Source organism: Halapricum hydrolyticum (assembly GCF_025517535.1).
Lineage (GTDB): Archaea > Halobacteriota > Halobacteria > Halobacteriales > Haloarculaceae > Halapricum > Halapricum hydrolyticum.
Genome location: NZ_JAOPKC010000003.1, coordinates 62,067 through 86,524, shown reverse-complemented (window position 1 = coordinate 86,524; position 24,458 = coordinate 62,067). Strand labels below are relative to the sequence as shown.

The window sequence follows — 24,458 nt, the reverse complement described above, 5'->3', positions numbered from 1 at the left end:
GAATATCAAGATCCGCCGTCGGCGCGCGGGACGGACAGCGTCACGGCTACACCGCCGAGCGAGCTACTGGCTACCGAGAGTTGCCCGTCGGCTTTCTCGACGACCAGGCGAACGAGCCAGAGACCGACTCCCTCCGAGTGAGTGAGGACGTCCTCTACGTCGCCCTCGACGGCGGTCCGCTCGCCGTCAGGGAGGCCCGGGCCGTCGTCCTCGACCGTCACCTTGACCGTCTCGCTGTCGGCCCGGAGCGAGACCACGACGGTGGCGTCCGGTCCGCCGTGTACGATCGCGTTTTCCAGCAGTTCGGAGACCGCGAACCCCATCCGTGCCGGGACGAGCGTCGTCATGTGCTCGGGGCTATCGAACTCGATCGAGGCGTCCGGATACGCGGACTGATACTGGGAGCATATCTCGGCGATCGCCTTCGCGAGGTCCTGTTCGACGCGTTGGCCGGCCGACTGCGCGGAAATGCCACGCAGGAGGCTCGCCTTCTCGGCCAGGGTCGCCAATCGGTCGGCCTTGCGTTCGACGACCGTGAGATGTGGTTCGACCTCTCCGGCTTCGCGGGCCGCCTCCGTTCGGCCGCCGATGACCGTTGCGATATTGCGCAGGTTGTGTCTGACGATCCGGTGGAAGATGCTCAGCTCGCGGGTCTGCTGTCGCAGTCGCTCCGCTGTCTCGCGCTGGCGCTGCTGGGCACGGGCACTCAACCAGTAGACGAGCGCCCCCGAGACGACGACGAACAGGCCGCCCTTGGCGGCCTCGACGCGAAACCGGGTCTCGGGATCCGAGACGAACGCGTAGACGACCATATCCGAAAACAGGATCCACAGCACTCCGAACGTGAGATAAACGCCAGCGATCCGTCTCGGTGTCAGCTCAGGCATCGACGGCGTTGGAGGATCATCGAGCGAGGCCATCGGGCATGCGTCGGTCGGCGCTACGGAGGGGTAACGCATATGCGTGGGGGTCAAATCCCCGCAACAAAATACTGCTGGCCGTGGGTTCGGACAGATGTTTGGGGTTCCGGATGTTTTGAGAATAGTACAGACAGCACATGATAGACTATGGGAACGTGTAGCGCGGAAACGACAATGTTTTTCCGCCGAGGTTGATTGCAGTACAATATGTCCGACGACCTCAAGAAGGGGCTCGAAGGCGTCCTCGTCGCCGAGTCGGAACTCAGCTACATCGACGGCGACGAGGGACGGCTCGTCTATCGCGGGTACGAGATCGGAGACCTGGCGGCGCAGGCCAGTTTCGAAGAAGTGCTCTATTTGCTCTGGCACGGTAAGTTGCCGATAGCATCGGAACTCGCGACTTTCGAGGAGGAACTGGCCGCGAACCGGACCGTCCACGACGACGTTCTCGAGACGGTGCGGCGACTGGCCGAGGCCGACGCGAACCCGATGGCAGCACTCCGAACGGCGACATCGATGCTGTCGGCCTACGACGAGGAAGACGGCGAGCCCGGCACGCGGGCAGAAGACCTGGCGAAGGGCCAGCGGATCACTGCCAAGATGCCGACGATCGTGGCAGCGTTCAAGCGGATGCGTGACGGAGACGAGCCGGTCGCGCCTCGGGAGGACCTCGATCACGCCGCGAATTTCCTGTATATGCTCAACGGCGAGGTCCCCGACGACAAGCTCGCCGAGATCTTCGACATGGCGCTGGTGTTGCACGTCGATCACGGGATCAACGCCTCGACGTTCGCCGCGATGGTCACGGCCTCGACGCTGTCGGACATCTACAGCTCGGTCACGAGCGCTATCGGGACGCTGAAAGGCGGCCTCCACGGCGGTGCGAACCAGAACGTCATGGCGATGCTCAAGGAGATCGACGAGAGCGAACTGAGCGTCGTCGAGTGGACTCGCAACGCCCTGGAGGAGGGCAAGCGGATTCCCGGGTTCGGGCATCGAGTCTACGACGTGAAGGACCCGCGAGCGGCGATCCTCGGCGATCAATCCCGAGAGCTGGGCAACGCCTCCGGCGAGCTCAAGTGGTTCTCCTACAGCCAGGTGATCGAGGAGTTCATGCAGCAAGAAACGGGGATCGCTCCGAACGTGGACTTCTATTCGGCCTCGACGTACTACCAGATGGGAATCCCGATCGATTTGTTCACGCCGATCTTCGCGCTGAGTCGCGTCGGCGGCTGGATCGCACACGTCCTGGAGTATCAGGCGGACAACCGCCTCATCCGGCCGCGGTCACGATACGTGGGGCCGACCGATCAGAAGTTCGTCCCGATCGAGCAGCGGGAGTGACAGCACTCAGCAGCGAGTTCGGACAGACACGGAGTCAGCAGACGACAAGTCCCAGAAATCACCGGCGACGAGAGGCTTTTCCGCAGCGACCCCGTTACTACGGGCAATGCCGCCGGAGGGGCCAGAGCCGCCAGTCGATCGTGAGTCACCGGTCGGTGAGCCGGTCATCAGGGGCGATCCCGAACTGACCGGCCAGCGGCCGAACGAGGCCGTACAGTTCGATCCCGACGATCCCGAGAGCGTCGCCCGCGCTGCCGAGACAGTCGAAGCATTCGCCGGAAATACGGCCGGAGACGCGGACAACGTCTACGTGTTACGGGGAGCCGCCGCCTGTGCGGCGCTGGTCCGCGGCGAGGGGTCCTACAAGGCGGCCGCCGAGCGCGCCGGCGGGGAGGCGACAGTCGCGTTCATCCGCAAGTGGTCGCGGGTACACGACCTCCCGCAGGCGATCCGTCGGCACGTCGCCCGCGGCGAGATCGCGCCGACGGCGGCCAAGCACATCGCTCGCGTCTCCGGCACGGCACGCTATTTGCTGGCCTGGGCCACACTCGATCACGACCTGACTGTCAGAGAGGTTCGATCGATCGCCAGCCGGGTCAACGACGGCGAGAACGTCGCCGAGGCGCTCGAGGCGGAAACCGATGGGCGTCTCGGCCGACTCACGATCGATCTCCCGGTCGATTCGTATCTCTGTCTCCGCCGGCAGTCGTCACTGGCGAACGCCGAGCCGGGGGCGTTTCTGGCCGACGCCATCGAGTACGACGACCCGTCGTGTTGACGCTGGTAAGGGCTCGACCGTCTGTGACAGACAGTAGATCCAGAATCGACACGACGACCAATCGTAAGGTCTTAAGCGATCACCGCCCGACCTGTAGGTGAGGGCCGGTAGCTCAGTTAGGCAGAGCGTCTGGCTTTTAACCAGACGGTCATGGGTTCAATTCCCATCCGGCCCGCTTCTGCGAGAAACGGACGTGACGAGCGAAGCGGCCAGGGAATTGAACCCTCGGAGTCGCAGCCCCGGAACGGCGCGAAGCGCCGCATGCCCGGAACGTCTCCATCCGGTTCAATTCCCATCCGGTCCGTAGTTCGAATCTCGCGGGCATCGAGATATCGACCAGGGGCAGGCAGGTCCGCCGACGCTCATACTGCCGGCTGTAACATTTCGAAATAATTCGCCACTCTGGGGTGGCGAATATCTGTACGAACGTACAGCCGGCAGTATCAGGCCGACTGGCGACCATCGCCGTCGGGCGGCAAGTGCGTTTGTCCTTCCATCGAGTAGAGATACGTCACGGCCAGTAGCGCCGAGACAACGATGGGGAGGAAGGTGAAGAGAGCTGCAATGGGACTGATAGAGACTGTCTCACCGGCCATTAGCACGAGCGTCATCACGCCGATCGGGGCTGCGAGCGTCGCGCCGAGGACCAAGACGACGCCAGCGAAGACGTAGCCCCAGGGCCGTTCCTGGTATAGCCACGCCGCGGCAACGATAATCGACGGAACGACGATTCCGAGGTCGATGACGTGGCTCGCCATCGCCTGCGGGCCCGCCTCCTCGATGAGTGGCGGCGTCGTGCCACTGAGCAGCGGGGGCACGATGTCCGACAGCCAGAGCGTCGCGAGGCCGACTCCGATGACGGCCAGTGCTCCGCTGTACAGCGACGGGTTGATACGCCCCCCCAGGGCCTGATGGATAGTGTTGACGTCGGTTGTTACCAAACCACTAACGAACGTGAACAGTGAGAGTCCGGCCAGCACGATATACACCAGAAAGAGCTCGTTGAACGGGATCTGGATCGAGATGCTAAACCACATGTATGTCATGTACGCCAGGCCACCGAGCCAGACGATACGACCGCGTGGCGAGTTCCGCACTGCATACCGGAGTCCAGCCGCAACGACGGGGATGCCGACGACGAGGATGGTGATGTCCTGCACTTGGTACGATTCGACGAGTTCTGGCGCAGCCTGGTAGTGGCCAGGGCGAAACACCCCCAGTAGTGAGGAAATGGCTGCGAGAACGAGAATGACGAGCGTCGAGATGATCTGCGATCGGTGGAGGTGACTGTGCATCGTATTCACCGAGTTGATAGGCTAACAGACACGATAATCTATGCTGGTGGTTCCTTCCGAGCGAGAACCGATGGTTCTGATACTGCCGGCTGTAACATTTCGAAATAATTCGCCACCCCGGGGTGGCGAATATCTGTACGAACGTACAGCCGGCAGTATGAGGAGGTATGAGAGACAAGTACTCTCACTTCGGTCAGTGAGGTAAGCGGATCGTATCAGTGGAGGGGGTCAACAGAGCCGTCTTTTTGCGTGCGTAGCCGTAAATACGGGTATGAAAGCCAGCGACTCGCCGGCGGGGACCGCTCGCTACAAATTCCGGGTCAGGTTCCGGATCGAGCCCTCACTGGCGGAGGTGTCGGTCGACCCGGCGGAGTTCGAGACGACGCTGTACCGGTCGGCGGATCCGCCGGGCGAGGCCGGCTGGCTCTTCTTCCGCGATCACCTCTGGCGCGGCGACCTCGGGGACGAGACGTACTTGCAGGAGGTCGCCGAGGACGCACTCGGCGTGCCCGTCGTATCGGTTTCGTTCAGCGAACTGCAGACGGACCAGGCGTATCTCGACGCACTCCGGAACGAGATCGGCGGCCAACTCGATGAGTTCAGAGCCGAGACGGTCGACGAGGCACTCAAGAAGTATCTCGGGAGCTCGATCCACGTCGTTTCTCGGGGCGAGTGATAGTGGTTGCTGTAAGTCTGTTCCGGGTTGACCGCACGCCATCGTGCGGTCACACCGGTAAATCGTTACAGCAACCACTATGAGTGATCGCTGTGACTCGGTCACGACTCGGGCGAGTCACGTCCCATCCAGTATGCGCCCATGGGCGTCTATCTCTCCGTTTCGAATCCGGGTGCTACTGATGCGTTCGCCGTCTTCAGCGATGACGAACGGTGGGGTGTGGATTTCGAGCGGCCGGAGACCCGTCTCCACGCGTTGTTGATTGAGTTCGTATGCGCGGCGCTGTGCTTTCGCTTCCGGCGAAACGACGAGCGCATCGAGATCCTCACGCGTCGCGGCCGGGCCGTGCGTGTCCTCCAGCCGGATGATCTCGTAGGTGGCAGTGTAGGCGTCGTCCATGCGGTCGAGTTCGGCATCGAGATTCTCCCGCCGTTGCTCGAAAGAACCGAGCGTTTCTGCGTGGGCGGGGTCACTCCGCGTCTGTGTGGTGAGCGACGACGACGTGAGGGCGACGATAACGCGTCCGTCCCCGTTGCTATCGGAGCTAGCGGTCTGGAACGCCTTGTGCAAGAGCGCGCGGTGACCGTTGTGAATCGGTGTGAACGTCCCGGCAACGATCACGGTCCGTTCGGACTGTGCCATACCTAGCAACGATCACCGACTGCCGTATATACACGGGTCAGCTACCAACGAGGGTCAGACACTCCTTCCCGCTGGCTCAGTCATGCCGGAAGCACCGCTGGCCGGTCAGTACCATCGTCATGTCCAGTTCGTCGGCCTTCTCGATGACGTCGTCGTCGTTGACCGATCCGCCGGGCTGGATAACTGCCTCGATCCCGGCCTCGGCGGCAGCCTCGATCCCATCCGGGAACGGGAAGAAGGCGTCGCTAGCCATCACCGCTCCGTCAGCGTCCTTGCCCTCGGCGTCGCTGTCGGCTTTCATCTTCGCGATCTCGACGGCGTCGACACGCGAGACCTGGCCGGCCCCGACCCCGACGGTTTCAGTACCTTTCGCGAAGAGGATCGCGTTCGATTTGACGTGTTTGATCGTCTGCCAGGCGAACAGCATCGACTCGATCTGCTCGTCGGTCGGTTCGCGCTCGGTGACGACCTCCAGGTCGTCAGGATCCAGCGACTGCAGATCCCGCTCCTGGACCAGTCGCCCGCCGACCAGGTCCTTCTCGGTCAGCGTCTCGGTGGCCTCGAACTGCTCGCTCACGTCCAGCACCCGGAGGTTGTCCTTCTCGAAGAGGACCTCCAGCGCCTCCTCGGTGTATCCCGGCGCGACGACGACCTCCTTGAACGACTCGACGATCTGCTCTGCAGTGGCAGCGTCACACTCCCGATTCAGCGCGACGATCCCGCCGAAGGCGCTCTTGGGGTCCGTCGAGAGCGCGTCGGCGTAAGCCTGCGAGATCGAATCGGCGACCGCCGTACCCGCGGGATTGGTATGCTTGATGACCGCACAGGCCGGCTCGTCGAACTCCTTGACGATGTTCAGCGCGGCGTCGGCGTCGTTGTAGTTGTTGTAACCCATGCCCTTCGCGCCCTCGTTGAGCTGCGGTGCCGAGACGACGCTGGCCTCCTCGCAGGTGCTGTCGGCGTACAGCGCGGCGTCCTGATGGGGGTTCTCGCCGTAGCGCAGGTCCGCGACCCGATCCTCGCTGGTCACGCGCCGCGCCGGGAACTGCCCACCGTCGTCGCCCTCGACGTGGACGACGTCGTTCTCGTCGTCGACGGTCACCCGATCCTCGGCGAACCACTTCACTGCACGCGGGTAGGCCGCGAACTCACCCTGATAGAGGACGCGCTCTTTGAGGTCGTCGGCGTCGTCGCCCTCGAAGACGGGGATCGGTTCCTGTGTGACGATCGGTCCGCCGTCGACGGTCTCGTCGACGACGTGGACTGTGCAGCCGGTCTGCTTGACCCCCGCTTCCAGTACCTGCTCGTGGGCGTCCATCCCGGGGAAAGCGGGCAACAGCGAGGGGTGGACGTTGAGGATCGTCGGCTGGCTCTCGACGAACTCCTCGGTGAGGATCCGCATGTACCCGTCCAGACAGACGAGTTCGAAGTCGTACTCGGCCAGCGCGTCCTCGACGCGCCGTTCGTGCTCGCGACGAGGTTCGTCCTCGTCTCTGGGGACGACCTCGGTCGGAATGCCACGTTCCCGGGCCGCCTCGAGGATCGGTGCGTCCGCATCGTTCGAAAGCACGACGGCGAACTCGGCACCACCCGGAGCGTGGTCGGCGATGTTCAGCAGGTTTCGGCCGCGATTGGAAGCCATACCGGCGAGTTTCATATCCAGAGGCGCGCGGGCAGCGCGCAAAGTAGTTGCGGAATCGTCGAAACGGGACCGCGGAATCGCTGAAAACAGGTGCGTGCCCTCCCCTCCGAAATGGTCGGTTCCCAAACTGGTTTGGCACACAGTATATCACGGTAGCGACAGTAGTTGTGTACTGGAACCATGTCACAGATTGTACCGACCGTCGTCATGCAAGTCACCCAGCAGGACATGTTCGAGCACGTGCTGAACGATCCGCTCCTCGGGAGTTCGATCTACGCCAACATCGCCCTCGCCGGGTTGACGTTGCTGTTGTTCGCGTACATGGGGCGCAACGTCGCCGATCCGCGCGCCAAACTGATCGTCGTGTCGGTGATGAGCGTCTCGGCCGTCTCGATCGCCAGCTACACCGGGCTCGCGTCGGGGTTGACGATCGGCATCCTCGAAATGCCGGACGGCCACGCCATGTCCGGAGCGACGACCGAACTGGCTCACAGCGGCGAGACGGTCGAGGGGACGATCAGCCTCTGGGGTCGATATCTGACGTGGGCGTTCTCGACACCGCTGATCCTGCTCGCGCTCGGGCTGATCGCCGGATCGGACATCACGAAGATTTTCACCGCCATCATTTTCGATATCGGCATCATGATCACCGGGCTGGCCGCCGCGCTGACCACGTCCTCGTACCCGATGCGGTGGGTCTGGTACGGGATCAGCGTCACGTTCTTCCTCGTCGTCGTCTACATCCTGCTGTTCGAGTGGTCTGAGGACGCCAGAGAGGCGGGCACCGAAGAGATATTCAGCACGCTGAAGATCCTGACGGTCGTGCTGTGGTTCGGCTACACGATCTGGTGGGCGCTCGGAAACGAGGGGCTGGCGGTCATCGATTCGGTCGGTCTTACGTCCTGGGGCTACAGCGCTTTCGACATCGTCGCGAAGTATCTGTTCTCGTTCCTCGTCGTGAAGTACGTCGTCGACAACGTCGGGAAAGTCAGCGGTGGCTCCGAGTACGGAGCGACCACGTCCGGCGTGCCCGCCGACGACTGATCGTCGGAGCGACTTTCCGGCACGGCCGCCCGACTGCAAGAGGTCGATCCGGAGAAGACGGACAACGATGATCCCGAAACCGTTTTTTCCGAGGACTCGTTTTGCGTCCAGACCGTCCGCCGGCGAAAAGCCACTGATGAGAAGATTTATATTCGTTACTCAGAAATTGAGTAACATCGATGTCGATTATCGTCACCGGCGGTGACGGCTACCTCGGGTGGCCGGCCGCCCTGCGCATCGCGGACCGAACCGACGACCGTGTGATTCTCGTGGACAACTTCGGCCGACGCGAGTGGGTCGAGGAGATCGGTTCGGTCAGTGCCGTGCCGATCGCCTCGATCGACGAGCGGATCGACGCGGCAGAAGAGGTCCTCGGGCTGACGAACCTCTCGTTCGTCGAAGGGGACCTCACCGAGAAGTCCTTCGTCGATCAGTTGCTCGAAGTCCACGAACCGGACACCATCGTCCACACGGCCGCCCAGCCCTCGGCTCCATACAGCCAGATCAACGGCGAGCGGGCCAACTACACCCAGCACAACAACATGCAGGCGACGCGGAACCTGCTGTGGGGGCTGGAAGAGCACGACATGACCGACACCCACTTCGTCGAGACGACCACGACGGGCGTCTACGGCGCACCGGAGTTCCCCATCCCGGAAGGCGGCGCGACGATGCAAAACCAGGGCGAGACTGACGAGGTTCCGTTCCCCGCCATGGCCGGCTCGTGGTACCACCTCACGAAGAGCCACGACGCGGCCAACATGCGACTGGCCCACAGCCACTTCGACATCCCGATCAGCGACGTTCGGACGGCGATCACCTACGGGACCGAGGTCGAGGAGACCCGGAAAGACCCGCGACTGAAGACCCGCTTCGACTTCGATTACTACTTCGGGGTCGTCGCCCACCGCTTCGCTGCTCAGGCCGTCTCGGGGTATCCCGTCACCATCTACGGCAAGGGAGAGCAGCGCAAGCCGTTCATCAGCCTCGAAGACGCCGTCGAGGGGCTGGCCCGCGTGGCGCTGATCGATCCCGACGAGCGGCCGGACGATCACGTCGTCTACAACCAGGTCACCCGCGCCATCTCCATCGTCGAGGTCGGCGAGACCATCGCCGAGGTCGCCGACGACTACGACCTGGACGTCGAGGTCGAGCACTTCGAGAACCCCCGCGACGAGGACGAGACTCACAAGATGGAGATCGAGAACGATCGCTATCTCGATCTGATCGACGGACAGGATCAGACCTTCGCCGAGGGCGTCGACGATATCTTCGCGACGCTGACCCAGTACGCCGACCGGATTGAGGCCCACGAGGACCGGTTCCTGCCGGGCGTGCTCGAACCCGACGAGTAAGATGCACGTACTCGTCACCGGCGGCTGTGGCTACATCGGCAGCGCGCTGTTGCCGCGGCTCCAGGACAACCCCGAGGTCGAGTCGGTCACCGTTCTGGACTCGCTCGCGAGCGGGTCGCCCCGGAACCTGCTGGAGGCCGAACTCGGCGACGGGCTGGCCTTTCGGCGCGGCGACGTCCGGGAGTACGGCGACGTCGAGAGCGCCATGCGCGACGCGGACACGGTCGTCCACCTGGCGGCGATCACCGGTGCCTCCTCGACGCACGACCGCCGCGAGGAGACGTTTGCCGTCAATCGCGACGGGACGACCAACGTCCTGACGGCCGCGGAGAAACTCGACGTCGAGAACGTCGTCTTCGCCTCCTCGTGTAACAACTACGGCCGGACGACGAGTGCGAACATCGACGAAGACACCGAGATGGACCCGCTCAATCCCTACGCCGAGACGAAGGTCGCCTCCGAACGCGAACTGGCAGAGCGGGCCGACGAGGGGGACTTCTCGGCGACTGCGCTCCGGATGAGCACGAACTACGGCTACGCGCCGGGCGTCCGGTTCAACCTCGTCGTCAACCTGTTCGTCTTCCGTGCGCTGACCGGTCGCCCGCTGACGGTGTACGGCGACGGCACCAACTGGCGGCCGTTCATCCACGTCCGGGACGCCGCCCGGGCGTTCGAACAGGCTGCCGTCTCGCCCGAACAGTGGCCCAGACAGGTCTACAACGTCGGCAGCAACGACGGCAACTACCGGATCAGCGAGATCGCCGAGATCGTCAGCGAAGAGGTCGGTGACGTCGACGTGACCTACCTCGAAGACGAGCACCCCGGCCCGTCCTACCACGTCAACTTCGACCGGGTCGCCGAGACCGGCTTCGAGACCGAATGGACCCTCCGCGAGGGGGTCTGCGACCTCGCGGCAACGCTGACGGAACGACAGCGATAACCGGCATGCCCGCACAGCGATATCCATGACTAACGAATCCACGACATTTCACGTCGCGGTGACCGGCGGCGCGGGCTACATCGGTAGTCGCGTGCTCGAGCGCCTGCAGGCGACCCATCCCGACTGGGAGATCAGCGCCATCGACAACTTCTATCGCGGTGACGTCCGCCAGGTCGGCGACGTCGAGATTCAGCACGTCGACATCCGCGAGCGCGACCGCCTGGAGACCGCCCTGGAGGGCGCGGACGTCGTGATCCACCTGGCGGCGATCAGCGGCGTCGACGACTGCCGGAACAACACGGATCTCGCCCAGGCGGTCAACGTCGAGGGGACCGCCAACGTCGCCTGGTTCTGCCGGAAGAGCGGTGCGGCGATGGCGTTCCCCTTCAGCATGGCCGTGCTGGGCGATCCCGGCGAGTTCCCGATCACGATCGACCAGCCGCGCGATCCGATGAACTGGTACGGCCGGACGAAGGTGCTGGGCGAGCGGCTCGTCGAGACCTACGCCGACGGCGCGTTCCCGGCCCACCTGTTCATGAAATCGAACCTCTACGGCGATCACATCATTGGCGACAAAGTGGTCTCGAAAGGCACCGTAATCAACTTCTTCCTCGGCCGTGCGATGGCCGACGAGCCGCTGACCGTCTACGAACCGGGCACGCAGGCCCGCAACTACATCCACGTCAAGGACGTCGCCCGCGCCTACGTCCGGAGTGCCGAGCGGTTCGAGGAGCAACTCGCGGCGGGCGAGACTGGCGTCGAGAAGTACGAGATCGCCAGCGAGCAGGACCCGAGCGTGATGACTGTCGCAGAACAGGTCAAAGAGATCGCCGGCGAGTACGGCATCGACGTCAACGTCGAGCTCGTCGAGAACCCCCGCGCGGGCGAGGAGACGATGGTCGATCAGTTCGCGGTCGACACCTCGAACGCCCGCGAGACGCTGGGCTGGGAGACCGAGTACGCGATCGAGGACGCCGTTCGGGAGCTGTTCGAGCGACGAGTCGGTGGGGGCGAGTAGCCGCCGACGTGTGTCGATCCGCCAGCGATCGATCCCGATCGAACAGTCGTGACGAGCGACCCGATCAAGGCGGTGTCGATTGCTCCACCAGGGTGTGTTGTGGACTGTCCACGCGGCCCACACAATCCATAAGTCGGCGAGCGATAATTGATGGTGTATGTGCCGTCTCACCCCCGATACGCGTGACCAACCCGGTGAGACGGCGGTGTCGAAACGGAAACGCGAGCAGTGACTCGCGGCGGGGTGGCGTCCCGTCTCGGGTCGGTCCTGTTAATTGCTCGCGCGCCAACGACACCGACAACGTCACAGCCGACACGATACACCCAACCCATGACCACACAGCTCTTCGAAGGCGTCTACCCCGCGATGGTGACGCCGTTCGACACGGACGGCAGCATCGATTTCGACCAACTCCAGGCGGACGCACAGCGACTGGAAGCGGCAGGCGTCGACGGACTCGTGCCGGTCGGTTCGACCGGCGAGTCGGCGACACTCTCTCACGACGAACACGTCGAGGTCGTCGAAGCGGTCGTCGACGCCGTCGAGGACGTCCCCGTGATCGCCGGCACCGGGAGCAACAACACACGTGAGGCGCTGGAACTCTCCCGGCGCGCCGCCGACGCGGGGGCCGACGCCCTCCTGCTGATCTCGCCGTACTACAACAAGCCCGAACAGCAGGGGCTGGTCGAGCACTACCGGACGCTGGCCGACGAAGTGGATCTCCCCCAGATCGTCTACAACGTCCCCTCGCGGACGGGGCGAAACATCGAACCCGACACGGCCGTCGAACTGGCGAGTCACCCGAACGTCGCGGGATTCAAGGCCGCCAGTGGTGACACGGGCCAGATCAGCGAGATCATCGAGCGCACTCGCGACGAGGACTTCGCGGTGCTGTCGGGCGACGACGGCATGACCCTGCCGCTGCTGTCGATCGGTGCCGACGGCTGTATCTCCGTCATCGCCAACGTCGAGCCGGAGCGGACCTGCGCGATGGTCGGCTCGGCGCTGGCCGGCGATTACGAGCGCGCTCGGCGCCTGCATCACGAACTCGGGCCGCTGACCCGACAGCTCTTCGTCGAGACGAACCCGATCCCGATCAAGGAAGCCATGCACATCCGCGGGCACGGCACGCCGTACGTCCGATCACCGCTGACCCGCCTCTCCGAGCGGCACCGCAACGCGCTGGAAGCCGAACTGGAACGGCTGGCCGAAACGGACGTCGAGAGCGCGGGGGTGGATCGATGATCTCGCTGGGCGTGAGCGGCGCGGCCGGGCGGATGGGCGAGGCAGTCATCGAGACCGCCGCCGGTCGCGAGGACGTCGAAGTCGTTTTCGGCGTCGACACCGCCGACGTCGAGGAGGTTCTGGGCGTCCCGATCGACGACCCGGACGCGTTCGAGACGTTGCTCGAATCCCACGATCCGGACGCCGTCATCGACTTTACCGTGCCCAGAGCGGCGACGACGTTCGCGACCGCCTGCGCCGAGGCTGGCGTCCCGCTGGTGACCGGGACGACCGGCCACGACGACCTGCAGTTCGAGACCGTCGCGGCCGCCAGCGAGCGCACGCCGGTGCTGAAGGCGACGAACTTCGCCCGCGGGATCCAGGCGCTGTTGCGGACGGTCTCGGCGGCGGTGGAGGCGCTGCCAGGCTACGACATCGAGGTCACGGAGACCCATCACAACGGCAAGCGAGACGCCCCCAGCGGCACCGCGAATACGATCCTGGAAGAAATCCAGGACGCCCGCGAAGCCGACTTCGAGGAGGTCTACGGCCGCGAGGGTATCCAGCCCCGGGAAGAGGAGGAGATTGGCGTCCACGTCCGGCGGGCCGGCGACATCCGGGGCGAGCACGAAGTCATGCTCGCCGGCAACGACGAGGTCGTGACCCTCGCGCACAGGGCGGAGGATCGCGGCGTCTTCGCGGCGGGTGCGATCGACGCTGCCGTCTGGCTGTCGGAGCAAGAGTCAGGCTGGTACGAGTTCAGCGACGTGATCGACGGCTAGAGACCGACGCATAGTTATCGATCGAGACTCCAGCACTCTTCAATGAGTCTGCAAACCGACGTCGAATACCTCTGGCAGCGATACGAGGACGGACTGACCGCCAGCGAAGCCGACAGCGACGACCTTTCGACCCTCGAACGCTTCCTCGAAGCTCTGGAAGGCGGCGAGGTCCGGGCCGCCGAGCCGGACGGGAGCGACGAGTGGGTCGTCAACGAGTGGGTCAAGCGAGGGATCCTCCTCAATTTCGGCCTTCGCGAGACCCAGCCCCGCGAGTACGGCGGCGTCACCTATCACGACGTCCTGCCGCTTCGGGAGACCGGGGACCTGGGCGAGCGCGGCACGCGAAACACGCCCGACGGGACCGTAATCCGCCGCGGTGCCTACGTGGGCAGCGACGCGATCATGATGAGCCCCAGCTTCGTCAACGTCGGCGCACACGTTGGCGACGGGACGCTGGTCGACTCCAGTGACACCGTCGGCTCGTGTGCCCAGATCGGCGAGAACGTCAAACTCGGCGCGAACACGCTGATCGGCGGCGTGCTCGAACCCGTCGAGGACAGTCCGGTCATCGTCGAGGACGGCGTCTCGCTGGGCGCGGGCTGTCGGGTCACCAGTGGCTTCCGGGTGGGCGAGAACTCGATCGTGGGCGAGAACACCCTGCTGACCCCGCGAATCCCGGTCTACGATCTGGTCGAGGAGGAAGTCGTTTACGGCGAACTGCCCGCGAACAGGCGGGCGTTTACCCGCTTCGTCGAGTCCTCGGTGAGCGAACACGACCTGTTCGACGGCGGGGCGTACAAGCCGGCCGTCGTCGCAACGCACGTCGAGGAAGAGACCCTCGAAGCCGCCGAGAAAGAGGACATCCTGCGAGACAACTGATCGCGATAGTCGGACCGATCGTCACGTACTTTACATTCCAGTCCGAAGGGCGCGTCCGATGGAGTATCTGGAGCGTCGTCGGTCGCTCGTTGCCGAGCGACTGGAGGCGGTCGTCGGTCGGGTCGAGCCGGACGCACTCGGAGCGCAGCTCGAACACGTCGTGCTCGCCGGTGGCAAGCGCGTCCGGCCGATCGTGACGGTGCTGGTCTGTGAAGCGCTCGGGGGCGACACCGAAGACGCCCTGGACTTTGCGGTCGGGATCGAGCTCGTCCACAACGCGTCGCTGGTGATCGACGACATCATCGACGAATCGGACTTGCGTCGCGGGTCGGACAGCGCCTGGGCGGCGTTCGGACACGGACCTGCAATCATCGCCAGCGACGGGCTCCTCGGGGAGGCGTTCGACCTCTTTTCGAGCGACGAGCGGGCGATGCGAGTCGTCTCCGAGGCGATGGTCGAACTCGGGGAGGGCGAGGCCTCCGAACTGGTCGCACAGCCGACCTCCGAGGAGGAGTACATGCGCCTGGCCCGGCGCAAGACCGGCGCGCTTTTCCGGGCAGCCGCTGAGCTGGGCGCGATCGCCGCCGACGCCGACCCCTACGCCGTCGAGGCCGTCGGCGACTACGCCGAACGCGTGGGCGTGGCCTTCCAGATGCGCGACGACGTGCTGGACGCGACCGCTGACACCGAGAAGCTGGGCAAGCCCGCCGGTCAGGACGCCGCCATGGAACGCCCCTCGCTGGTCGAGGTGACCAAACTCACGCCCGATGAGGCCAACGAGCGCGCCCGCGCACAGTCCGACGCTGCGCTGGAGTCGCTCTCGACGATCGAGGTGGAAGACGAGCAGGCGCTGGCGTATCTGGAGGATCTGGCGAAGTTTGTCGTCGTTCGTGAGCGGTAGCGAGACGACTGTAAGGAGCGTCTCGAAACAGCGAGACGCCGAGCGAAGCGAGGGGTCTCGAAAAGACGAGCGGTGAGTGAAACGAACCGCGAGTAGCGAGGACGAGCGCAGCGAGTCCTCGAAACAGCGAGCGGACACGTGTGGGCGTGGATGGGAGGTCGCAATCCTTACCACACACAGCGGCCAAAATCCTCCCAATGAGAGTTATCGGAACCGTCGGGATGCCCGGCAGCGGCAAGAGCGAGGCCGCCGAAGTCGCCCGGGTACTCGACATTCCTGTGGTCACGATGGGCGACGTCATCCGCCAGGAGTGTCGCGACCGGGGGCTGGACCCCGCGACCCATCACGGCGAGGTCGCCAAAGCCCTGCGCGAGGAAAACGGGCCGGCTGCCATCGCCGAGCGCTCGCTGCCGATCATCCGCGAGGCACTGGCAGATAGCGACACGGTCGTCGTCGACGGCATCCGGTCGGACGTCGAGGTCGAGCGCTTCCGCGAGGCCTTCGGTGAGGACTTCGAACTCCTCAGCATCGAGGCCCCCCGGAAGTTGCGGGCCGAGCGCCTCGATCTGCGAGGGCGGGACGCGAGCGTCGAGGAAGGCGGCGAGAGCCTCGAAGCGCGCGACGAGCGCGAGCTGGGATTCGGCATGGGCGAGGCCATGGAGATGGCCGACTGCACGATGGCAAACACCGACTCCCTGGAGGCGTTTCACGACCGGATCGAGACGCTGCTGACCGAGGGACTGACCGCCGTGGAGGGGGACCGATGAGCGAGGTCTACAGCGTCGACGTCCAGATCACCGCGCCGGTCTACGACACCGAGGTCGCCGACCGGGTCGCCGACGCGATCACGAACGTCTTCCCCGGGGCGGAACTCGACCACCAGCACGGCGAGATCGTCGGCGAGACCCATGACCTGAGTCACTTCTCGGAGCTGTTGCACCGCCGGGAGATCCTCGATACCGCCCGGGGTGCGTTCTTCGAGAACCGCCGGGGCGATACGTTCAGCTTCGACCTCAAGAAGCAAGCGGCCTTCCAGGGCGTGGTCAACTTCGCCGTCGGTGATCCCGACGAACTCGGCGAGATCCACGTCAGAGTTCGGGTAACGGAACCGGACGTCGAGGCGTTCATCGATCACATCGCACCACCGACCCAGGACGGTCAGCCCGTCGAGACCGACGACCGATGACGACCGCGATCTTCTTCGACTGCGACGGCACGCTCGTCCGCTTCGAACGCTCCTACGCCGATCTCCTGCGGGACGTCTTCGAGTCGGAACTCGGGCGGACGTCCGACTCGCTGCTGGGAGCCTACGACGAGGCGTTCACCGCGGCCTTCGAGGCGCTCGAACCCGAACCCGTTCGCCGCGGGATGGAGGCAGTCGTGGCGGCCTCGGACGCGGAGGGTGACCCGGACGCGATGGCCGCGGCCCTGCAGGCGGCCGAACACGAGCACACGACCGTCCCGGACGGTGCATACGAGAGCCTCGAAGTGCTGGGGGAGTCCGATCGACTGGGCGTGCTCACCAACGGCGTCGGCGACTGGCAGCGCGAGAAACTCGCGGCCCACGACCTGCTCCCGTACTTCGAGACGGTGGTCTCCTCTTACGACGTCGGAGCCCACAAGCCCGACCCGGCACCGTTCGAAGAAGCACGGGAGCGGATCGACGCCGAGGAGTACGTGATGGTCGGGGACAGCGATTCGGACGTCGAGGGGGCGCGCAACGCCGGGTTCGTGCCCGTCCGCGTCGAGGAGAAAGAGGACGCGCCGGAGTTCTGGGCGACATTGCGGGCGCTCGTCTAGCGTCCGCCGGGAGAGACCGTGGACCGATCACAAACCGCTGATCCCGGACGCCGATCACAAACCGCTAACGAAAATCGCGATCGACTCACTCAGGTCCCGCGATCGGCTGACTTCGACGCTCTCGACCCACTTGACCCACTGGTAGCCGCGCCGATCAGGTGCGACGAGCCGGAGCGGATAGCCGTGCCCGTGACTGAGTCGCTGCCCGTCGACGTGCGTGGCCAGCAGGGCGTCCCGGGCCTCGTCAATCGGGAGGGTCCACCGGTAGCCCGTCACGGACCGAAACTGGACCCAGGCGGCGTCTTCGTGTGGCTCGACCGCGTCGAGCAGATCGCCGACGGACAGCCCCTGCCAGTCGCGCTCGGCGTACCAGCCGCTGGTGCAGTCCAGCAGCGCGCGCTGCTCGCTGTCGGGGTCGAGTTCGTCCGCGCCGACCGAAAGCGAACGTTCGGTCAACCCACCCACGGACAGCGTCCACGAGTCCGTATCGATCGGATCGGGATCGTCGGCCATCCACATGGTCACAGGGAAGTCGTTGCCCGAGTCACCCTCGGCCGGACGCGAGCCGGTGAACCGTCGGTCGGCTCCGGCTGTGTCCAGCAACCGGTTGAGTGACTGCTGGGCGCGCCAGGCGACCGCACCGCCGACGAGCAGCCCACCGGACCGCAGTACGGTCCGACGTTGGGTGAGTGTCTCGCGGCTCGCCACGGCGAAACGCCGCCGAAGGTGAAAGAGCACCACCGGGGCGACAAGCAGTCCGAACGCGATGTGAACGTTCAACAGCCCCCAGAAGCCCACGTCGAGTTCCAGGCCGAACACCCAGCCGAATCCGGTTGCGAGCGCGGCCACCGAAAGAGCCGCCAAGAGCAGCGACGTCCAGACGCCACTCGGACGGACGCGAACGCGGTGTCGGACGCGCCAGAGTTTCAGCACGACCAGCGCGAGGAAAAGCACGCCCGTCGTGCCGTGGAGAACGTACACCCAGGCCGTGGCTGGCGTCGCCGCGAACATGCTCGCGACGCCGGTCGCGAGCAACGCGACGACGGCCACGAGAATCCCTGTATCCACGACCCGCGGTTCGAGGATCGGGGAATCGAGTCGGCTCATCACGTCTGATTGCCACTCTATGTTCTTTATTCACACGGTAGGGACCACCATACGATGAAAGCGGTGTCAAGAGCACGGTTCCTCTTGTATAGAGGGGCGTCTTGCCTCTGTCTGACGGGTGGTTTTGTATTTTGGGGACGTGGACACGCGTATGACCAGTCTCGGCGAGGCGTACAACCAGCGCGAGTGGAGCGACCGGGACCGGCAGTGGGTCATCGCGGGCATCGGTGCGTTCCTGGCGGGCGTGGCAGCGATCGTCGCCGCGATCGCGCTGGTCGCGACCCCACTCGGGGACGCGCTCGGCCTGACTGGGCAGTACGAAGCGCGGGAGGTCGCCGGCGTGCTGGCGGGACTTGGCGTGCCGGCGATATTGCTCAGCGTGGTCGCGGTTCTTCCCTCAAGCCGCCGCCAGGGGATCGGCGTCGTCGTCGGGGCGGCGATCTCGATAGTCGGTGTGGGGCTGTTCGTCCACGCGTATCCCTGGATGTGGCCGCCGGCCGAGCCATCTTACGCCTTCGAGACGACCATGGTCTACTTCTTCGGTGCGTGTCTGGCGCTGTGGTCGGTGTTCTCGACGGTCGCCAGCTATCGCGTCCGGAACAACCCCCAGGGCACGGTTCGGATGGAAGTCACCCGCGAGGGCGAGACCAGAACCGTGCGCGTGCCGCGCGAGCAATACCAGCAGTACCGGCAGGCGATCCGCGGCGACGGCGGCGAGCAGTCGAGCGTGATTCGGGAGATCGAATCCGAGTTTAGAGAGTAGGGAGGAATCTCGAAATAGCGAGCGGCGAAGCCGCGAGCAGCGAGGACGACCGAAATGAGTCCTCGGGGACAGCGAGCAGGGGTGCCCCCTCGCTTCGATCGCAATCCCCGAAAGGCGAGCAGTGAACGTCTCGAATGGCGACGAGTTTCGGGGACCGCCGAGTTTATTCAGGCGCGCACGAAACCAACGGTCGAATGAAGCCGCTGCACGCGCGGTATCCGTTCATGCGGGCAGCCAGGGAGGCGGTCGAGGCCGCCGAGATCGACCTGGCGACGGTAGTCCAGCGGGGCGATCCGGCAGTCGAACGCGGACTCGATCGCGTCGAGTCAGCCCTCGAGGACGGCACCGTCGGCGAACCCCACAGGCAGACCCGCGTGGAGCTTTTGTCCTACCCCGTCGCTCGCGTGCTCGTGTCGATCGTCGACGAGGCAGTCCTGACCCGGTCGTACGCTCGCGCGGAAGCGGCGAGCGCCCACGAGCGGTTCACCGACGAGTTGGCGTCGACCACGCAGTTGCAAAGCACCAGCGGTGACTCGCTGACGCTGCGCGAGTTGCTCGCGGAGTTCGAACTGCTCGAACACGTCAGACCCGAGGCCGGTCCACTGGAGGAAGCCGATCGCTACTGGGTCGAAGTCGGCCCGTATCTGGATCTGGCGGCCGGGCAGTGGGGCGAGGAGTGGCGGCTGGTTAACCGGCCGCTGACCGACGGCGAGGTGCCGCTCGAAGAGAGCGAGCTGCTCGTACTGTGTCGACGGGCCGTCGAGCAGCGCGTCGAGTCGGGCCTGCCGCTGACGGTGCCCGACGCTATCGCCGAGCCACTCGGTGATGAGGTCGCCCAGTTACGTGAGACGCTCGCAGAGCTGGATCTGACCCGCGACATCGACACGGTCGTCCCCGATCTGTTCCCGCCGTGTATGCGTGCGCTGCTGGATCAGATCCAGAAGGGCGAACACCTCGAACACCACTCGCGGTTCGCGATCACCTCGTTTCTGACCTCGATCGGGATGAGCACCGACGAGATCGTCGAACTGTACGAGATCAATCCCGGGTTCGGCGAGGAGATGACGCGCTATCAGACCGACCACATCCGCGGGGAAACCAGCCCGACGGAGTACTCGACGCCGTCGTGTGCGACGATGCAATCGTACGGTGACTGTGTCAACATGGACGATCGGTGCGAGCGGATCTCACATCCGATGGCCTACTACGAGGACGCGCTGGACGAGGCCGACGAAGACGAGGTGACCGACTGGCGCGAAAGTCAGGAATCCTGACGTGCGAGGAACAGACCGACAGCCGTCATGACGAGAATGAACAGCGCGAGCGCGCCGACGAGCGCGAGCGCGCCGTCCGCGGCGATGTGATTCGTCTCCTGGATCGACCCGTCGGCGGTCCCTTCGATCGTCCCGGAGACGGTCGCGTTGGTCGTACCGTTAAGCGTCCCCGTGACCGTCCCCTCGAACGTGGCGTTACTCGCCCCATCGATTGTCCCGTTGACAGTTCCCTCGAGCGTCCCGTTGACTGGTTCTCCGTCGTCGGTTCCGTCGAACGAGCCTTCGAACGTCCCGTTGAACTGACCACCGGACGTATCGGCGACGCTGCCCTGCAGATCACCGTCAACAGTGCCGGACAGTGCCCCGTCGTCGAGCGTCGCGTCGCCAGTCAGCGTTCCGTCGAACGTGCCATCGGTGGTTCCGTAGAGCGTTCCCACCGCGACGAGCGCGGCGACGAATATCGCGACGGACCCGATGGCAACACCGATCTCGACAGCGTCTGAACGCTCCATTACCGGGAGAATCCGATTCGGGCCCGGAAAAGCGTGTCGAAGCACGCGGTCGGCCCGCCGTTCCGGGGTTTGACCCGACCTACCGGTCAATTTAGGCTTCTGGAGCCCCTACGTGTCTAGTGGACGCAGACGTGAACCCAGCCGCGTCCGATCTACGATGACCGACCAACTCCCGGGTCGTTCGACCCGAAAGACAGCGCTCGCGCCCGATACCCGGACGATGGACGAGCGGGCGGCCCGCGCCTGGACCGAGCGCATGGCCGTCCGTCCGCTGGGCGGGGGCCGATACGCCGTCGACAGCCACAGCGGCGCGACGTACGTCGTCAACCTCCCCGAAAGTCGCTGTACCTGTCCCGACCACCGGATCCGCGGCGAGCGATGCAAGCACATTCGTCGCGTCGCCATCGAAGTGACCAGCCACCGCGTTCCGCCGCCGGGCAAGCGTCAGGTTCGCTGCGCGCAGTGTGGCGTCGAGACGTTCGTCGAGGAAGACAGTGCAGAGCCGTGGTTCTGTTCGAACTGCCGGTTCGAACCCGGCGACGTCGTCCTCGACCGCGAGACGGGCGACCGGCTGGTCGTCGCGGGCGTCACGACCCAGCGGGCCGACGAGTACGTGATCGACACCGTCGACAGTACCGTCGCCGCCTACGAGACGAACGCGGGCTATCCCGACGACGACCTGGTGGTCGAAGCGAGCTATCTCGGCGACGTGGCCCACCGCGAACAGCCCCGGACCTACGCGTTCCCACACTCGCGGCTTGCAGCGACCGAGCAGCGACTGCTGGATATCTGATCGCGGCTGGTCACTCTAGCATCGCCGCGGCCTCGTCGATGTCCAGATCGCCGCGGTCGAAGGCCGCGAGCACGTCCAGCACGTTCTGGTCCGGACCGTCGTCCGCAGCGAGGTCGTCCAGCGTGACCTTCTTCGAGTGGCCGACGAACTCCTCGAAGTCCGTCCCCTCCGCGAGCGCAGTCTCCTTTTTGACGCGGTAGTTGCCCCCGTCGGTCGTGTAGAGGTCGCCGGGGTGGAAGAAGTACCAGTCCTCGCGGTCGAAGCGGACCCCGACACGCGGCTTCGCGCCGAAGTTCCGCGAGAAGTAGACCAGCGCCTCGATCTCCTCGCCGGAGAGATAGATCGGGTCGCCGCTGCTGGATTTGGCCTCGATGGCGTAGAAGGTCGTGCCGTCGCCGGCCAGCACGTCCGGGAGTTCCCGCTCGGTCGCGCTGCCGCTGGCCGGAGCACGCATCACCGCGAAGCCGGCCGAATCGAGGGCGTTGACGAGTTCCCGCTCGCGGCGGTCGCCCTTGTCGTTCGAGACTACCATTGTCTGAATGTGCGCACCCGCAGTTGTTAAGGCCTGCTCACGTCGCCTCCGTGACGCTGGCTATGGCTCGTTTCATTCCATCGACAAACCGCCATGTATATTGCCGCATCCGCCGAGCAACACTGTATGGAAGCCAAGGCAGTCGACTTCGTCCAGTACACCGTCAGCGACCTCGACACGGCCGTCCCGTTCTATCGCGACACGCTCGGCCTGACACTCGAAGACCGACTCGACGAACACGGCTGGGCGGAGTTTGCCATGCCACCCACCACGCTCGCGCTCAACGAACCCGGCCCCCAGGACCCGAGCACGCCTGGCGGAGGGTCCGCCAGCGTCGCACTCGCCGTCGACGACGTCGAGGAGGCCGTCGCGGACCTCCGAGAGGAGGACGTGGCCGTCCTGACGGAGCCGTTCGAGACCGGGGTCTGCGAGATTGCGATCGTCGCCGACCCGGACGGCAACCCGATCGTGCTCCACCGGCGCGACGACGGGACCCACGGCCGCGTCGATCCGTTCCCCTGACGAACCAGCCGCCGACTCACAATCAACCGGCCTTCCGTCGGTTTTCCTCGTGTCGAGTCTCCGTCGGAAAAAGACCAGTGGTACTGTGTGACTACCTGTCTAACTACCGGAAGGTTCTTGACTAACTGGTCAGTCAGTGTTGGTACGGTCACGATGGTCCCCGCAGTGTCAACTCGCGCAGTTGTTCGTCACCCGGAGGTGTCGCTCCGATGAGCGTCGCGAGAAGCGTGACGCGGCGGCTCTCCGGGGTTCGCGAGCGCATCGGCCAGGTGTTCAGGGACCCGGACGACCTGGACCTGACCAGCGGCGGGATCGCGTGGCCGCTGTTCTACCTGTCGCTGCCGATCATCGTCACGAACCTGCTGCAGACGGCCTACAACCTCACGGACACCTTCTGGGTCGGTCGCTACAGCACCGCGGCGCTGACCGCGATCACGTTTTCGTTCCCGCTGGTGTTTCTGATGTTCGCGATGGCGATGGGGCTGGCCATCGCCGGCAGCGTGCTGGTCGCCCAGAACGTCGGTGCCGACGACGAAGCCGGAGCGGAGTTCGCGGCCTCCCAGACGGTCGTGTTCTCGCTGACGGTCTCGCTCGGGCTGGGGCTGGCAGGGTACGCGGTCGTCGAGCCGATCCTGGGGTTGCTCGGTGCCGGGCCAGCCGTTCGTCCCCTGGCCGCTGACTACATGCGCGTCATCGCCCTGGGGATGCCCTTCATGTTCGGGTTCGCGGTGTTCATCTCGCTCATGCGCGGGTACGGCGATACCGTCACACCGATGCTGGTGATGTTCGGCTCGGTCGTGATCAACATCGCGATCGACCCGTTCGTCATCTTCGGCTGGGGACCGGTCCCGGAGTTGGGTATCACCGGTGCGGCCGTCGCGACGGTCGCCTCCCGCGGACTGGCGATGGTCGTCGGTCTGGCGATCATGTTCCGGGGGACCTACGGCGTCGAGATCCACCGCTCGGAAATGCGCCCCGACCTGCGCTACTGGCGCAAGCTGTTGCGGATCGGCGTCCCCGGCTCGATCGAGGTCACGGGCAGAGCACTGTCGGTGACGGTGATGTTGTTCATCGTCGGCCAGTTCGCCAACGGAGTCGTCGCGGGTTTCGGCGTCGTCGCTCGCGTCAACTCGATCGTCTTCCTGCCTGCCATCGCGGTCTCGCAGGGCGTGGAAACGATGACCGGTCAGAACGTCGGTGCCGACCGCACGGACCGCGCCGAGGCGACGAACAACTTCGCAGCCCGGGTGCTGTTCGTCGTCCTCACGGCCATGGGCGTCGTGGCGTTCGTCTTCGCGGAGCCGATCATCGGCGTGTTCACCGGCGATCCAGCGGTGATCGAGCCCGGATCGACCTTCCTGCGGTATGCTGCCCCCTCCTTCGGGTTCATCGGCATCATGCGGGCGTACGTCGGCGGGTTCCGCGGGACCGGCGGGACGCTCACCGCAGCGGCAGTCACCGTCGTCATGCTGTGGCTGATCCGTCTGCCGATCGCCTGGTTCGGTGCAGGTACGATCGGCCAGGAAGGGGTCTGGACGGCCTTCGCGGTCTCGAACGTCGCCGGCGCTGTCATCGCGTTGCTGTGGTTCCGTCGCGGGGCCTGGAAACACGGCGACGTCGTCGAGGACACGCTCGGGATCGACCTCGGGACCGATCCGAAGCCGGCTGACGACTGAGCGTGGCCCTGCCACGGATCGATCCGAGCAGACGGCTTG

General features: G+C 65.1%; 26 protein-coding genes and 1 tRNA gene. 20 read left to right on the top strand and 7 right to left on the bottom strand.

Annotation, left to right across the window (positions count from 1 at the left end; translation table 11 throughout):
• Positions 1 to 5: 5 nt before the first annotated feature.
• A complete protein-coding gene (locus OB916_RS05185; protein ID WP_315908224.1) occupies positions 6 to 887 on the bottom strand; it encodes a sensor histidine kinase in 882 nt (293 codons plus the stop codon).
• 240 nt (positions 888 to 1,127) lie between these two features.
• Here OB916_RS05185 and citZ point away from each other — a divergent pair, with 240 nt between their 5' ends.
• The 3 genes from citZ (at position 1,128) to OB916_RS05170 (ending at position 3,217) form a co-directional block, all read left to right on the top strand.
• Positions 1,128 to 2,264 carry a citrate synthase gene (gene citZ / locus OB916_RS05180; RefSeq protein WP_315908223.1) on the top strand — a complete coding sequence of 379 codons (1,137 nt, stop codon included), beginning with the start codon at positions 1,128 to 1,130 and terminating at the stop codon, positions 2,262 to 2,264.
• 106 nt (positions 2,265 to 2,370) lie between these two features.
• A complete protein-coding gene (locus OB916_RS05175; protein ID WP_315908222.1) occupies positions 2,371 to 3,042 on the top strand; it encodes a DUF7119 family protein in 672 nt (223 codons plus the stop codon).
• Positions 3,043 to 3,143: 101 nt separating this feature from the next.
• Positions 3,144 to 3,217: transfer RNA gene (locus OB916_RS05170), tRNA-Lys, on the top strand.
• A gap of 268 nt (positions 3,218 to 3,485) precedes the next feature.
• On the opposite strand, the gene OB916_RS05165 is transcribed toward OB916_RS05170, so the two are convergent.
• Positions 3,486 to 4,337 carry a hypothetical protein gene (locus OB916_RS05165; protein ID WP_315908221.1) on the bottom strand — a complete coding sequence of 284 codons (852 nt, stop codon included), beginning with the start codon at positions 4,335 to 4,337 and terminating at the stop codon, positions 3,486 to 3,488.
• 271 nt (positions 4,338 to 4,608) lie between these two features.
• Between OB916_RS05165 and lwrS the strand changes: the two genes are divergently transcribed.
• Entirely contained in the window at positions 4,609 to 5,013 is a 405-nt protein-coding gene (gene lwrS, locus OB916_RS05160; RefSeq protein ID WP_315908220.1) for an LWR-salt protein, read from the top strand.
• A gap of 117 nt (positions 5,014 to 5,130) precedes the next feature.
• Here lwrS and OB916_RS05155 read toward each other — a convergent pair whose 3' ends face one another.
• On the bottom strand, positions 5,131 to 5,655 hold the full coding sequence (locus tag OB916_RS05155; RefSeq protein WP_315908219.1) for a phosphopantetheine adenylyltransferase: 525 nt from the start codon (positions 5,653 to 5,655) through the stop codon (positions 5,131 to 5,133).
• A 76-nt stretch (positions 5,656 to 5,731) separates the two neighbouring features.
• Entirely contained in the window at positions 5,732 to 7,312 is a 1,581-nt protein-coding gene (gene purH / locus OB916_RS05150; RefSeq protein ID WP_315908218.1) for a bifunctional phosphoribosylaminoimidazolecarboxamide formyltransferase/IMP cyclohydrolase, read from the bottom strand.
• Between the two features lie 165 nt (positions 7,313 to 7,477).
• On the opposite strand from purH, the gene OB916_RS05145 reads away from it, so the two are divergent.
• The 11 genes from OB916_RS05145 to OB916_RS05095 all read left to right on the top strand — a co-directional run bounded on the left by OB916_RS05145 (position 7,478) and on the right by OB916_RS05095 (position 17,240).
• Positions 7,478 to 8,341: a bacteriorhodopsin gene (locus OB916_RS05145; protein WP_315908217.1), complete on the top strand. Its 864-nt coding sequence runs from the start codon at positions 7,478 to 7,480 to the stop codon at positions 8,339 to 8,341.
• Between the two features lie 179 nt (positions 8,342 to 8,520).
• The gene (locus OB916_RS05140) at positions 8,521 to 9,696 is read left to right on the top strand and encodes an NAD-dependent epimerase/dehydratase family protein (RefSeq protein WP_315908216.1); all 1,176 of its coding nucleotides are present in this window, start codon (positions 8,521 to 8,523) and stop codon (positions 9,694 to 9,696) included.
• 1 nt (position 9,697) lies between these two features.
• The gene (locus OB916_RS05135; protein WP_315908215.1) at positions 9,698 to 10,636 is read left to right on the top strand and encodes an NAD-dependent epimerase/dehydratase family protein; all 939 of its coding nucleotides are present in this window, start codon (positions 9,698 to 9,700) and stop codon (positions 10,634 to 10,636) included.
• 25 nt (positions 10,637 to 10,661) lie between these two features.
• Positions 10,662 to 11,654 carry an NAD-dependent epimerase/dehydratase family protein gene (locus tag OB916_RS05130; RefSeq protein ID WP_315908214.1) on the top strand — a complete coding sequence of 331 codons (993 nt, stop codon included), beginning with the start codon at positions 10,662 to 10,664 and terminating at the stop codon, positions 11,652 to 11,654.
• A gap of 330 nt (positions 11,655 to 11,984) precedes the next feature.
• Complete coding sequence (gene dapA / locus OB916_RS05125) at positions 11,985 to 12,899, top strand: 4-hydroxy-tetrahydrodipicolinate synthase (protein WP_315908213.1); 915 nt, start codon at positions 11,985 to 11,987, stop codon at positions 12,897 to 12,899.
• Positions 12,896 to 13,660 carry a 4-hydroxy-tetrahydrodipicolinate reductase gene (gene dapB, locus OB916_RS05120; RefSeq protein ID WP_315908212.1) on the top strand — a complete coding sequence of 255 codons (765 nt, stop codon included), beginning with the start codon at positions 12,896 to 12,898 and terminating at the stop codon, positions 13,658 to 13,660. Before dapA ends, dapB begins: the two co-directional genes overlap by 4 nt.
• A 42-nt stretch (positions 13,661 to 13,702) precedes the next feature.
• A complete protein-coding gene (locus OB916_RS05115) occupies positions 13,703 to 14,539 on the top strand; it encodes a 2,3,4,5-tetrahydropyridine-2,6-dicarboxylate N-succinyltransferase (RefSeq protein ID WP_315908211.1) in 837 nt (278 codons plus the stop codon).
• Positions 14,540 to 14,597: 58 nt separating this feature from the next.
• On the top strand, positions 14,598 to 15,440 hold the full coding sequence (locus OB916_RS05110) for a polyprenyl synthetase family protein (protein WP_315908210.1): 843 nt from the start codon (positions 14,598 to 14,600) through the stop codon (positions 15,438 to 15,440).
• A 197-nt stretch (positions 15,441 to 15,637) separates the two neighbouring features.
• Complete coding sequence (locus OB916_RS05105; protein WP_315908209.1) at positions 15,638 to 16,207, top strand: AAA family ATPase; 570 nt, start codon at positions 15,638 to 15,640, stop codon at positions 16,205 to 16,207.
• Positions 16,204 to 16,626, top strand: coding sequence for an RNA-binding domain-containing protein (locus OB916_RS05100; protein ID WP_315908208.1), 423 nt, complete (start codon positions 16,204 to 16,206; stop codon positions 16,624 to 16,626). The genes OB916_RS05105 and OB916_RS05100 overlap by 4 nt, the downstream gene beginning before the upstream one ends.
• Positions 16,623 to 17,240: an HAD family hydrolase gene (locus tag OB916_RS05095; protein ID WP_315908207.1), complete on the top strand. Its 618-nt coding sequence runs from the start codon at positions 16,623 to 16,625 to the stop codon at positions 17,238 to 17,240. The genes OB916_RS05100 and OB916_RS05095 overlap by 4 nt, the downstream gene beginning before the upstream one ends.
• 54 nt (positions 17,241 to 17,294) lie before the next feature.
• On the opposite strand, the gene OB916_RS05090 is transcribed toward OB916_RS05095, so the two are convergent.
• On the bottom strand, positions 17,295 to 18,347 hold the full coding sequence (locus OB916_RS05090; protein ID WP_315908206.1) for a molybdopterin-dependent oxidoreductase: 1,053 nt from the start codon (positions 18,345 to 18,347) through the stop codon (positions 17,295 to 17,297).
• A 151-nt stretch (positions 18,348 to 18,498) separates the two neighbouring features.
• Here OB916_RS05090 and OB916_RS05085 point away from each other — a divergent pair, with 151 nt between their 5' ends.
• Positions 18,499 to 19,110: a DUF7139 domain-containing protein gene (locus tag OB916_RS05085; RefSeq protein WP_315908205.1), complete on the top strand. Its 612-nt coding sequence runs from the start codon at positions 18,499 to 18,501 to the stop codon at positions 19,108 to 19,110.
• 194 nt (positions 19,111 to 19,304) lie between these two features.
• Positions 19,305 to 20,384: a DNA primase regulatory subunit PriL gene (gene priL / locus OB916_RS05080; protein ID WP_315908204.1), complete on the top strand. Its 1,080-nt coding sequence runs from the start codon at positions 19,305 to 19,307 to the stop codon at positions 20,382 to 20,384.
• Here the strand turns inward: priL and OB916_RS05075 are convergent.
• Positions 20,372 to 20,896, bottom strand: a complete 525-nt coding sequence (locus OB916_RS05075; protein ID WP_315908203.1) for a DUF7472 family protein — start codon at positions 20,894 to 20,896, stop codon at positions 20,372 to 20,374. The two genes, priL and OB916_RS05075, sit on opposite strands and share 13 nt — an antisense overlap.
• Before the next feature lie 157 nt (positions 20,897 to 21,053).
• Between OB916_RS05075 and OB916_RS05070 the strand changes: the two genes are divergently transcribed.
• Positions 21,054 to 21,689 carry an SWIM zinc finger family protein gene (locus OB916_RS05070; protein ID WP_315908202.1) on the top strand — a complete coding sequence of 212 codons (636 nt, stop codon included), beginning with the start codon at positions 21,054 to 21,056 and terminating at the stop codon, positions 21,687 to 21,689.
• 10 nt (positions 21,690 to 21,699) lie between these two features.
• Here the strand turns inward: OB916_RS05070 and hjc are convergent, their stop codons facing one another.
• On the bottom strand, positions 21,700 to 22,221 hold the full coding sequence (hjc, locus tag OB916_RS05065) for a Holliday junction resolvase Hjc (protein ID WP_315908201.1): 522 nt from the start codon (positions 22,219 to 22,221) through the stop codon (positions 21,700 to 21,702).
• A gap of 126 nt (positions 22,222 to 22,347) precedes the next feature.
• Between hjc and OB916_RS05060 the strand changes: the two genes are divergently transcribed.
• On the top strand, positions 22,348 to 22,743 hold the full coding sequence (locus OB916_RS05060; protein ID WP_315908200.1) for a VOC family protein: 396 nt from the start codon (positions 22,348 to 22,350) through the stop codon (positions 22,741 to 22,743).
• Positions 22,744 to 22,952: 209 nt separating this feature from the next.
• Positions 22,953 to 24,419, top strand: coding sequence for an MATE family efflux transporter (locus OB916_RS05055; protein WP_315908199.1), 1,467 nt, complete (start codon positions 22,953 to 22,955; stop codon positions 24,417 to 24,419).
• Positions 24,420 to 24,458: the final 39 nt, after the last annotated feature.